Here is a 10,461-nt window from a genome sequence, read left to right as displayed (position 1 = left end):
AAGAATTTGCTTGGCGACCATAGCGTTTTGGACCCACCTGATTTCCATGCCGAACTCAGAAGTGAAACGAAATAGCGCCGATGGTAGTGTGGGGCTTCCCCATGTGAGAGTAGGACATCGCCAGGCTTTAAATTTAAGAAGCCCGCTCGAAAGAGCGGGCTTTTTTGCATCTATAGAGTTTTAAAATTAGCTCACTTTATACCTAAAAAGTGTTCATCTAAGGTGCGATATACTTGCTCTCTGCAACCTTCCAAAAGGCTTTAACAAGCGGATTCTCCAGCTGAGTTTTGTTGCAGCAAACACCAAGTTTAAAAGGTTTAATTGGTAAGACTTTTAAACGATTTATCTTTTCTCTTACCGGACTGTTGTTGATTACAACATCAGGTGCTATACCTACTCCACACCCCAATGCAACCATACTTACGATGGCTTCATGTCCGGAGGTTTGTGCGTAGATCTTTGGCTTTATTTTCATTTGTTTGAGCCAAGTATTGGCCCTGTCCCTTGCCGTTCCTGCTTCTGGGAGTATGAATGGAATGACCGACCAGTCTGGTTTTTCTTTTTGTAGCTCTTCAGCAAACGCACTAACCCCAACAGGTACGATGACAGAAAGTGGGATTTCACTGATCGTTTCAAATGCGATTTTATTTGGCATCTGTTCTGACTTGGCTGATATGGCAATATCGGCTTCATCTGCTAGTATTTTGTCGATCGCTTGAGCTGGATCGCCGGTTGATAGTTTGAACTCAATGAAAGGGTTCTGAATACGAAAGTCAGAGATTAGCTCCGGAAGATGGCTGTAGCTTGCAGTAACAGAACAAAAGAGACGGATTTCTCCTTTCAGTTCATCCTCGGTTCCCTTCAGGTGACTCTGATACTGCTGCCATTCGCCAAGAATCTTTAAGGCAACTGGGACTAGCTTTTTACCTTGGATAGTTAAATCAACGCTACGGTTGTCGCGTAAAAACAATTGTTGGCTGGTTTCCTCCTCTAATTTTTGTATCTGTCGGCTTAAGGCTGAAGGGCTAATATGCATTGCCGCTGCGGTCTTGGCGAAACTTTTACTCTCACAGAGATGAATGAAAAGTTGCAGGCTTTTGATATTCATTAAATTTTCATTTCCATGTTGCATAAATTGCAATAACTAATTGTGAATATATCACTTTAAGCAATCTCATGTCTGTTTTAGTATGAAGTTATTCGGTAAGGCAATTACTGACCTCAATGGAAGAATCTCAAAGGAGCACCCAGATGGCTAATTATTTCAATACCCTAAACTTGCGCGAGCAGTTGGACCAATTAGGTCGTTGTCGTTTTATGGACCGCAGTGAGTTCGCTTCAGAAGCGGATTATCTGAAAGGTAAGAAAGTAGTCATTGTAGGTTGTGGTGCTCAAGGTCTTAACCAAGGTCTGAACATGCGCGACTCTGGTCTAGACGTTGCTTATGCGCTTCGCCAAGCCGCGATTGATGAGCAACGCCAGTCATTCAAAAACGCAAAAGACAACGGTTTTGAGGTAGGTAGCTACGAAACGCTAATTCCACAAGCTGATCTAGTAGTAAACCTTACTCCAGATAAGCAGCACACAAACGTTGTTGAGACGGTAATGCCGTTAATGAAAGAAGGCGCAGCACTAGGTTACTCTCACGGTTTCAACGTTGTTGAAGAAGGCATGCAAATCCGTAAAGACCTAACGGTAGTAATGGTTGCACCTAAATGTCCAGGTACGGAAGTTCGTGAAGAATACAAGCGCGGTTTCGGTGTACCGACTCTTATCGCTGTTCACCCAGAGAACGACCCAAAAGGTGAAGGTTGGGATATCGCGAAAGCTTGGGCTGCTGCAACCGGTGGTCACCGTGCTGGCTGTCTAGAGTCTTCTTTTGTTGCTGAGGTGAAATCTGACCTAATGGGTGAGCAAACTATCCTTTGTGGCATGCTACAGGCTGGCTCTATCGTGTGTTACGAGAAGATGATTGCTGATGGTATCGATCCTGGCTACGCTGGTAAGCTTCTTCAATACGGTTGGGAAACCATCACTGAAGCACTGAAGTTTGGTGGTATCACTCACATGATGGATCGCCTAACTAACCCTGCAAAAGTGAAAGCATTTGAGCTTTCTGAAGAGCTAAAAGAACTTATGCGTCCGCTATACAACAAGCACATGGATGACATCATCACCGGTCACTTCTCTAGCACTATGATGGCTGACTGGGCAAACGACGATGCAAATCTACTAGGCTGGCGTGCAGAAACAGGTGAAACTGCTTTCGAAAACTACCCAGAAACTGACGTAGAAATCTCTGAGCAAGAGTACTTCGATAACGGCATCTTGATGGTTGCTATGGTTCGTGCGGGTGTTGAGCTAGCATTCGAAGCGATGACGGCATCTGGCATCATCGATGAGTCTGCTTACTACGAGTCTCTACACGAGCTGCCACTTATCGCAAACACTATCGCACGTAAGCGTTTATACGAGATGAACGTGGTTATCTCAGACACTGCGGAATACGGTAACTACCTGTTCGCTAACGTAGCAACGCCGCTTCTACGTGAGAAGTTTATGCCAGCCGTAAATACTGACGTAATTGGTAAAGGTTTAGGTGAAACGTCTAACCAAGTGGATAACGCGACTCTTATCGCTGTGAATGAAACAATCCGTAACCACCCTGTAGAGTACATCGGTGAAGAGCTACGTGGTTACATGACTGATATGAAGCGTATCGCGGTGGGCGGCTAAATGACTGGCCTTAAGGCTCCATTTCGGTGTCGAAGGTGCTCGTTTACTATCGTACTCCTAGAAATGAAACCTTAATACAGCGTAATTTACTTAGTCTCAAGTAACGCAGTAGATAAACTCCAGGCAGACTGGAGTGATAAATACAAAATAAAACACAACATCTAATCAAAAGGCTTGGTCGCCGTTGACCAAGCCTTTTTGTTTTTAGCCGATTTATCTGCGCGCCGATAAGAAAAACGCTCCTTTGTGAGGAGCGCTTTGATACTTATTTTTCAGCAAGCTTTTCTTCAAGTTGTGCCAACTTCTGTTCCATTTCTGTTAGCTTTTGACGTGTACGTAGTAAAACTTGAGTTTGAACATCAAACTCTTCGCGACTTACAACATCTAGCTTGTTTAGCTGGCCTTGGATTACTTGACGAACTTTCTGATCGACATCAGAGCCCAACTCTTTTACAGGTTGAGGCATTGAGTCGTGAATCTGTTTAGCAATTTGCTCTAATTTCTTTGGGTCAAACATAGTGGCTAAAACTCCTTTTGATTTGTCCTCATTTTAAGTAAATGATACGTGAAAGTCGCCATTTAGATGGCAAAAAAGAGAGCGGCAATAAAAAAGGCCACCGAAGTGACCTTTTTGAATGCCTTAATAGCTTATCTGTTATCCGCTAATTCACGATGAGCTGCTTTCGCTTCGTCAACTCGCGCTAACTTCTCCAAGTCTTTGTCTTCAACAAATACTGGCAGAGGTTTGTGTTTTTCAGCTAGGTAGCTGTAAATCACAGGTAGTACAAATAGTGTGAACAGTGTACCGATTGCAAGGCCAGCAACGATGACGATACCGATACTGAAACGTTGCGCGGCACCTGCACCTGTTGCGTACATCAGTGGGATAAGACCTGCGATCATCGCAGCAGTGGTCATTAGGATAGGGCGAAGACGCACTTTCGCAGCTTCCATCACCGCATCAATACGAGACAGTTTATTATGTAACTGCTCTTCCTTGGCGACTTCACAGATCAAGATACCGTGCTTGGTTATTAGGCCGACCAGCGTGATCAAACCAACCTGCGAGTAGATGTTCATCGAGGCCGTACCCCAGGCCAATGCGATCAAGGCACCACATATTGCCAGAGGTACAGATACCATGATGACAATAGGATCGCGGAGTGATTCAAATTGAATCGCCAGAACGAGGAAGATGATCGCAAGTGCAAGACCGAAGGTTGCATACAAGGCACTACCTTCCGTTACAAACTGACGAGATTCGCCCATGTAATCGTGGTTATAGCCTGCAGGCAGCTTGGTTTGTGCAATATTTTCAAACCAGTCGATTGCGTCACCCATAGCAACACTAGGCGATGGTACTGCACCCACAGTCGCTGAGTTTAGCTGGTTGAAGTGTGGCAAAGAGCGAGGCTCAGCCACCACATCGATAGTAATCAGACTGCCTAATGGAACCGCTTTACCATCCACAGAGCGTACATAGTAGTTCTTCATCGATTCTGGGTTTAGACGCCATTTACGCTCAACTTGAGGGATCACCTCATACGAGCGGCCATTCAGGTCGATTCGGTTTACATAACCATCTGCCATCATGGTGCTGAGAGTGATGCCAATGTCTTGCATAGTCACACCGTAGGCACCCGCTTTGTCTTTATCGATCTTGATCTTCATCGTTGCTGAATCGTAGTTCAAATCCAGGTCGGAATAGACAAACATTGGGCTACTTGCAACATCGGTTAGAATATCGCTAGCGATAGTAAACAAGCTCTCGAAGCTATTTGGTGTTGTAATTACAAACTGAACAGGTAGACCTGAGCCTGCACCTGGAAGCTCTGGCATTTGGAATGCAGTGACAGACATACCAGGTACACTTGATACTAGGCCACCCACACGTTTCGTGATTTCAGATTGGCTTGCCTCTCGTTCACTCCAAGGCTTCAATGTTGCTAGGCCAAACGCTTGGTTTGAGTTTGGTACACCATTAAAGACCTGCGCGTATTCCACCTCCGGTTGATCTGAGAGTATTTGGTTTACGTCATCCATGGTATTTTGGATATAGTCCAAGTTCGCGTTTGATGGTGCGGTACCCATCAGCATGACCACACCTTTATCTTCAGATGGTGCTAGTTCGCTAGGAATAAACTTGAACAAGACCGGTAAGCTTGCAAATACAATGATTGCAAACGCAATAACAACCGGACGATGAGCCATTACCGCTTTCAACATGCCTTCGTAACGAGTGGTCATGCCATCAAGGATATGGTGAACTTTTTGCTCAAACTTGCTTGGCTTCTCGTTCGCCTTCAGCATCTTCGAACACATCATTGGTGATAGTGTCAAAGCGATGATGCCGGATACGAATACTGAACCTGCCAGTGTCAAAGCGAACTCTTTGAACAATGAACCGGTGATACCACCCATCAATGCGATCGGTGCGTACACTGCACCTAGCGTCAATGTCATCGCGATAACTGGAACCGCAATTTCACGTGTACCAATGATTGCAGCTCGGAATGGTGATTCCCCTTCTTTGATGTGACGGTCAACGTTTTCTAGTACAACGATCGCGTCATCCACCACCAGACCGATGGCAAGCACCATCGCCAGTAGCGTCATCAAGTTCCAAGAGAAACCCATTGCCTGCATCACCATTGCCACACCAATCAATGAAAGTGGAATGGTCACGATAGGAATGATTACCGCGCGGAATGAACCTAGGAACAGTGTGATAACCACAAGTACGATTACTGCTGCTTCAAGAATCGTTTTCACTACTTCGTGAATCGATTCGTTGATGGCGATAGTTGAGTCGTACATTACGTTCATTTTGATGTTACTTGGTAGGTTGCGCTCAAGCTGAGGCAACAGTTCAAGTACGTCTGCTGCAATGTTGATTGGGTTAGCACTTGGCGCTGCGTTGATCGCCGCAACCACAGCTTCTTGACCGTTTGCACTTGCGCGATAAACGTCGTGACTCTTCTCTAGCGTTACTTTAGCGATATCACCTAGGCGGATGACATCCCCTTCACCAGTTTTCACGACCAATGCTTCAAGTTCAGCAACGTTTGATACCTGAGTATCTGCGCTACCGTTATAAAGCACGAGCTCACCCGTCGCTTGACCGGTTGCAGATTGGTAGTTGTTGGCGTTAAGAACGCTCATCACATCGGTTGCGGTAAGCTTCAAAGCGCCCATTTTGGCAGGATCTAACCATACGCGCAGTGCGTACTTCATACCACCATACAGGTCAACTTTGGACACACCGTTTACGGTGAACAACTGCGGGTTGATTACACGCTCAAGGTAGTCAGTGATCTGGCTTGAAGATAACTCGTCACTCGTAAAGCCGATGTACAGTACCGCCGTTGTCGAACCTGTCGACATGGTTACGGTTGGGTCTTCGGCTTCTTTTGGTAGCTGTGAACGTACCGAGTTGGTTTTCGCCAGAATGTCAGACAACGCCGCATTTGGATCAGTATTCAACTTCATGTTTACAGTAATGGTCGATTTACCCAGTACCGATTGCGAAGTCATGTAATCAATATTATCGGCTTGCGCTACCGCTTGCTCCAATGGCTGAGTAATAAAGCCTTGGATCAAGTTGGCACTTGCACCGTAGTAACTGGTGGTCACGGTGACCACCGTATTCGTCATTTCAGGGTATTCACGAACCTGCATTTTGAACACCGCTTGCAAACCAAGCAATGCAATCAAAAAGCTGATCGATACCGCTAAAACTGGACGTTTTATAAAAACATCTGTAAAGCGCATGATGCCTCCAACTTAAAGCATTGGTGTTTCAGCAGGTGGGGTAGTTGCATCGCTTTCGACAATGCTTACTTTCGCATGGTTACTCAAACGGACTTGACCCGATGTCACCACTACATCACCTGGCTTCACGCCTTCTAGAATGTGTGCGATATCTTTAGAGCGTTCGCCAACTTTTACCACATGCTGCTTAACGCGTTTTTCGCCATCTTCTTCTGTTACGATGTAAACATTGTCGCCATACAGCGTAAATGTGATCGCGGTTTGAGGTAGCGTGACCTGATTTTCTAATTTAGGCAGAATGATGTTTGCACGCGCGAACATACCACTACGTAGTTTGCCGTCACTGTTAGGGATATCCGCTTGAACTTGAATCAAACCACTTTGTACGTTTACAGCTGGTTCAATCGCAGAAATAGACCCTTTGAAAGGTTGGTCTGGATAAGCGTCAACAAAGATATCCACTTCTTGATCGATATTGATACGTGAAATATCGGTTTGTGGCACGGTGAAGCGCAAGCGCATCACGCTGGTATCTTCAAGGCGAACAATATCGGTGCCCGCCTGTAGGTACTGACCGAGGTACACGTTACGAATACCTACCACACCATCAAATGGCGCTTTGATTTCACGTCGGTCGATGGTTGCTTTCAGGCTTTCAATATCCGCTTTTAAGGAGAAGTAGTTTGCTTCTGCTTCGTCATACGCTTCTTTAGAAATAGAACCTTTTTTGAATAGGCCTTGGTAGCGTTTGTATTTCGCTTCTGCCGCTGGCAACTTAGCTTGCGAGCTCTTCAAATTTGCTTTTTCGACTTCAGAATCAAGCAACACTAATGGCTGACCCGATTTAACTTGAGTACCGGAATCAAACGCGATTTTATCGATAACACCGCTCGTTTCGTTCGCTACCGTCACGCCTTGGTTTGGCTCGATAAAACCAATTGCCTCGATGACTGGTACCCAATCCACCGCTTGCACTTCTGTCACGGTTACTGGGAACTCAGGTTCAGGACGGTTTGCCATGTATTCAGCGATCTTTTGTTGCTTAAATAAATTGAAACCTATCACGCTGCCGAACAAGAGAACGGCGATAAGTAACATAAAGAAAGTCCACTTTTTCATTCTATTAAGAACTCCAAGTTAGTGTTTAATAATTGCATCCCAACTGGCTTCAATAGCGGCCTCTAATGCCGTCTTATCCAGTTGATAAAATCCCAAAGCGTGTTTCCGAGCAAGTGCAACACTTGCCTCAAAACTTAATCCAGAAAGTACTTCGTTATCGAGAAGCTTGAATACTCCCTCGTCTTTGCCCTGATTGAAAAGAAGATCTACTTGGGCAAACATTTGTCTCTCAAGTTCCCGAGCTTTGCTACTATTTGAACAGGGTAAAGATTCATATTGGACTCGGTTGCTGATCGCACTTAAGTTCGAGCTCGCTAGATTCCAAATATTGAGCCACATGGTTCGATAACGCTGTTTTAAAGGCATCTCTTCACTAACACCTAGTTGCACCGCAGTAGCAACACGCTTAGCAACGTTAAGGCGTAGTTCCTCTAAAAGATGTTCTTTATCTGAGAAATAACGGTAAATCGTCCCTGCTGCGACACCTGCCTCATTGGCGAGCTTTTGCATGGAAAGCCCTTGAAAGCCAGATTCAGCAATGAGTTGTTCAGCAGCGACTAAGATTTGTTCTCGTTTATCTACAGCAGGGTTATCCTTCATAATGTCACCCTTTAGTGAATGAACGTTCATTCATTATAGCTTAAATACCCGCCATTTATGCAACAGAATATTGCACTTAATTGGTGTGAAAATTACAAGAAATCAGCATAGCTTTCACGAGGCCACCCCTTTATCATAGGCGCCACATTCATCACCCGCAGAGAATTTCTATGAAGCTGAACCCTAGTCAAGATGAAGCCGTGAAATACGTGTCTGGTCCATGCCTAGTGCTAGCTGGTGCTGGCTCGGGCAAAACTCGTGTTATTACCAATAAAATCGCTTATCTGGTTCAGCAATGTGGTTACAAAGCGCGTAACATTGCGGCGGTGACGTTTACCAACAAAGCGGCACGTGAAATGAAGGAGCGTGTAGGTCAAACGTTAGGGAAAGGTGAGTCTAAAGGTTTGATGGTATCAACATTCCACACTTTAGGATTGAACATCATCAAGCGTGAGTACAAGCATTTAGGGTTGAAAGCGGGCTTCTCACTGTTTGATGACCAAGACCAGCTAGCGCTGCTCAAGGAGCTTACTGAAAAGCAGCTTGATGGTGATAAAGATCTGCTACGTCAGCTTCTGAGTTGTATTTCCAACTGGAAAAACGACATGTTGACGCCAGAGCAAGCCAAAGCGCGTGCGCAAGGTGAACAGCAACAATTGTTTGCGTTCTGTTTTGATATGTACCAAAAGCAAATGAAAGCCTATAACGCGCTTGATTTTGATGACCTAATTTTGATGCCCGTTTTACTCTTACGTAATCATGAAGACGTTCGTCAGCGTTGGCAGAATCGTATCCGTTACCTACTGGTTGACGAGTATCAAGATACCAACACGAGTCAGTATGAGCTGGTCAAATTAATTGTCGGAGAACGTGGACGATTGACGGTTGTAGGGGATGACGATCAGTCTATTTATTCATGGCGTGGTGCGAAACCTCAGAACCTCGTGTTGCTGGGTGAAGATTATCCGAATTTGCGTTTGATTAAGCTAGAGCAAAACTACCGTTCAACGAGTCGAATCCTGCGTGCGGCCAACATTTTGATAGCTAACAACCCTCACGTCTATGAGAAGTCCCTGTTCTCTGAAATTCCTGACGGTGAAAAACTCAAAGTGTTGTTGGCTAAAAATGAAGAGCACGAAGCAGAGCGCGTAACGGGTGAACTAATTGCGCATAAGTTCCTAAACCGTACCGAATATAAAGATTATGCGATTCTATATCGTGGTAACCACCAATCACGTTTGATTGAAAAGTCTCTGATGCAAAACCGTGTACCGTATAAAATTTCTGGCGGCACCTCGTTTTTTGCGCGCGCAGAGATTAAAGACATCATGGCGTATTTGCGCGTTTTGGTTAATCCGGATGACGACAATGCATTTTTGCGCATTGTGAATACTCCACGACGTGAAATTGGCCCAGTAACGTTAGAGAAGTTAGGCAGTTATGCCAATATGCGAGGGAAGAGCCTGTTTGAATCGAGCTTTGAAATGGGGCTCGAACAGCACCTAACGGGACGTGGTCTAGAAAACTTGCGTCGTTTCACCCAATGGCTAGTGGCGATTGCTGATCAAGCTGAGCGTGGTGATACCGTCGAAGCGGTTCGTTCGCTAGTTCGTGATATCCATTATGAAGATTGGCTATACGAAACTTCAGCAAGTCCGAAAGCCGCTGAAATGCGAATGAAAAACGTTTCTGACCTTTATTCATGGATAGTGGCGGACCTAGAGGGTGACAACTACGATCAAGAAGAGAAAACGTTAAAAGAAGTCGTTCAACGTTTGACCTTGCGTGACATGATGGAGCGCGGTGAAGAAGATGAAGACAGTGATGCAGTACAACTGATGACCTTGCACGCATCAAAAGGCCTTGAGTTCCCATATGTATACTTAATTGGGTCCGAAGAAGGTATTTTACCGCACCAAACCAGTATTGATGAAGATAACGTGGAAGAAGAGCGTCGCCTGATGTACGTTGGTATTACTCGAGCGCAACGTGAACTGACTTTCACTATGTGCAAAGAGCGTCGGCAGTTCGGCGAGTTGATCAAACCGACTCAAAGCCGCTTTTTGGATGAGTTGCCATTTGATGACGTTGAATGGGAAGTAAACAAAAAGCCAGTATCAGCAGAAGAGCGTATGGCGAAAGGTCAAGCACACATTGCCAATATTCGAGCAATGTTTAAGAAGTAAAGTAACCTTGTTCTCACTGACTAAAAACAAAAAGGCTTGCCAACTGGCA

General features: G+C 45.2%; 7 protein-coding genes and 1 rRNA gene. 3 read left to right on the top strand and 5 right to left on the bottom strand.

Annotated features, from left to right (window positions below; all coding sequences use genetic code 11):
• Positions 1-9 precede the first annotated feature (9 nt).
• A 5S ribosomal RNA gene (gene rrf, locus R7Z49_RS14415) occupies positions 10-126 on the top strand.
• A gap of 91 nt (positions 127-217) precedes the next feature.
• Here rrf and ilvY read toward each other — a convergent pair.
• Positions 218-1,108, bottom strand: coding sequence for an HTH-type transcriptional activator IlvY (gene ilvY, locus R7Z49_RS14410; RefSeq protein ID WP_005379097.1), 891 nt, complete (start codon positions 1,106-1,108; stop codon positions 218-220).
• A gap of 143 nt (positions 1,109-1,251) precedes the next feature.
• On the opposite strand from ilvY, the gene ilvC reads away from it, so the two are divergent.
• A complete protein-coding gene (ilvC, locus tag R7Z49_RS14405; protein ID WP_005379098.1) occupies positions 1,252-2,736 on the top strand; it encodes a ketol-acid reductoisomerase in 1,485 nt (494 codons plus the stop codon).
• A gap of 265 nt (positions 2,737-3,001) precedes the next feature.
• Here the strand turns inward: ilvC and ubiK are convergent, their stop codons facing one another.
• The 4 genes from ubiK to R7Z49_RS14385 form a co-directional block, all read right to left on the bottom strand.
• Positions 3,002-3,253 (bottom strand): ubiquinone biosynthesis accessory factor UbiK, encoded by a 252-nt coding sequence (gene ubiK, locus R7Z49_RS14400; RefSeq protein WP_005379099.1) that lies wholly within the window; start codon positions 3,251-3,253, stop codon positions 3,002-3,004.
• Positions 3,254-3,384: 131 nt separating this feature from the next.
• Entirely contained in the window at positions 3,385-6,507 is a 3,123-nt protein-coding gene (vmeD, locus tag R7Z49_RS14395; RefSeq protein WP_318111767.1) for a multidrug efflux RND transporter permease subunit VmeD, read from the bottom strand.
• Positions 6,508-6,519: 12 nt separating this feature from the next.
• A complete protein-coding gene (vmeC, locus tag R7Z49_RS14390) occupies positions 6,520-7,626 on the bottom strand; it encodes a multidrug efflux RND transporter periplasmic adaptor subunit VmeC (RefSeq protein WP_005379101.1) in 1,107 nt (368 codons plus the stop codon).
• A gap of 18 nt (positions 7,627-7,644) precedes the next feature.
• Entirely contained in the window at positions 7,645-8,226 is a 582-nt protein-coding gene (locus R7Z49_RS14385) for a TetR/AcrR family transcriptional regulator (protein WP_005384254.1), read from the bottom strand.
• A 170-nt stretch (positions 8,227-8,396) separates the two neighbouring features.
• Between R7Z49_RS14385 and rep the strand changes: the two genes are divergently transcribed.
• Positions 8,397-10,412 carry a DNA helicase Rep gene (rep, locus tag R7Z49_RS14380; protein ID WP_005379104.1) on the top strand — a complete coding sequence of 672 codons (2,016 nt, stop codon included), beginning with the start codon at positions 8,397-8,399 and terminating at the stop codon, positions 10,410-10,412.
• Positions 10,413-10,461 lie beyond the last annotated feature (49 nt).

The sequence above is a fragment of the Vibrio sp. 1562 genome (genome assembly GCF_033340155.1).
Taxonomy (GTDB): domain Bacteria; phylum Pseudomonadota; class Gammaproteobacteria; order Enterobacterales; family Vibrionaceae; genus Vibrio; species Vibrio alginolyticus.
The sequence above is the reverse complement of the archived record's forward strand: the minus strand, read 5'-3'. Positions and strand labels throughout refer to the sequence as shown.

Bases quoted from the DNA above. Each gene is read 5' to 3' on its own strand.
- R7Z49_RS14385 (WP_005384254.1), bottom strand. From the start codon at position 8,226: ATGAAGGATAACCCTGCTGTAGATAAACGAGAACAAATCTTAGTCGCT.
- vmeC (WP_005379101.1), bottom strand. From the start codon at position 7,626: ATGAAAAAGTGGACTTTCTTTATGTTACTTATCGCCGTTCTCTTGTTC.
- vmeD (WP_318111767.1), bottom strand. From the start codon at position 6,507: ATGCGCTTTACAGATGTTTTTATAAAACGTCCAGTTTTAGCGGTATCG.
- rep (WP_005379104.1), top strand. From the start codon at position 8,397: ATGAAGCTGAACCCTAGTCAAGATGAAGCCGTGAAATACGTGTCTGGT.
- ilvY (WP_005379097.1), bottom strand. From the start codon at position 1,108: ATGAATATCAAAAGCCTGCAACTTTTCATTCATCTCTGTGAGAGTAAA.
- ilvC (WP_005379098.1), top strand. From the start codon at position 1,252: ATGGCTAATTATTTCAATACCCTAAACTTGCGCGAGCAGTTGGACCAA.
- ubiK (WP_005379099.1), bottom strand. From the start codon at position 3,253: ATGTTTGACCCAAAGAAATTAGAGCAAATTGCTAAACAGATTCACGAC.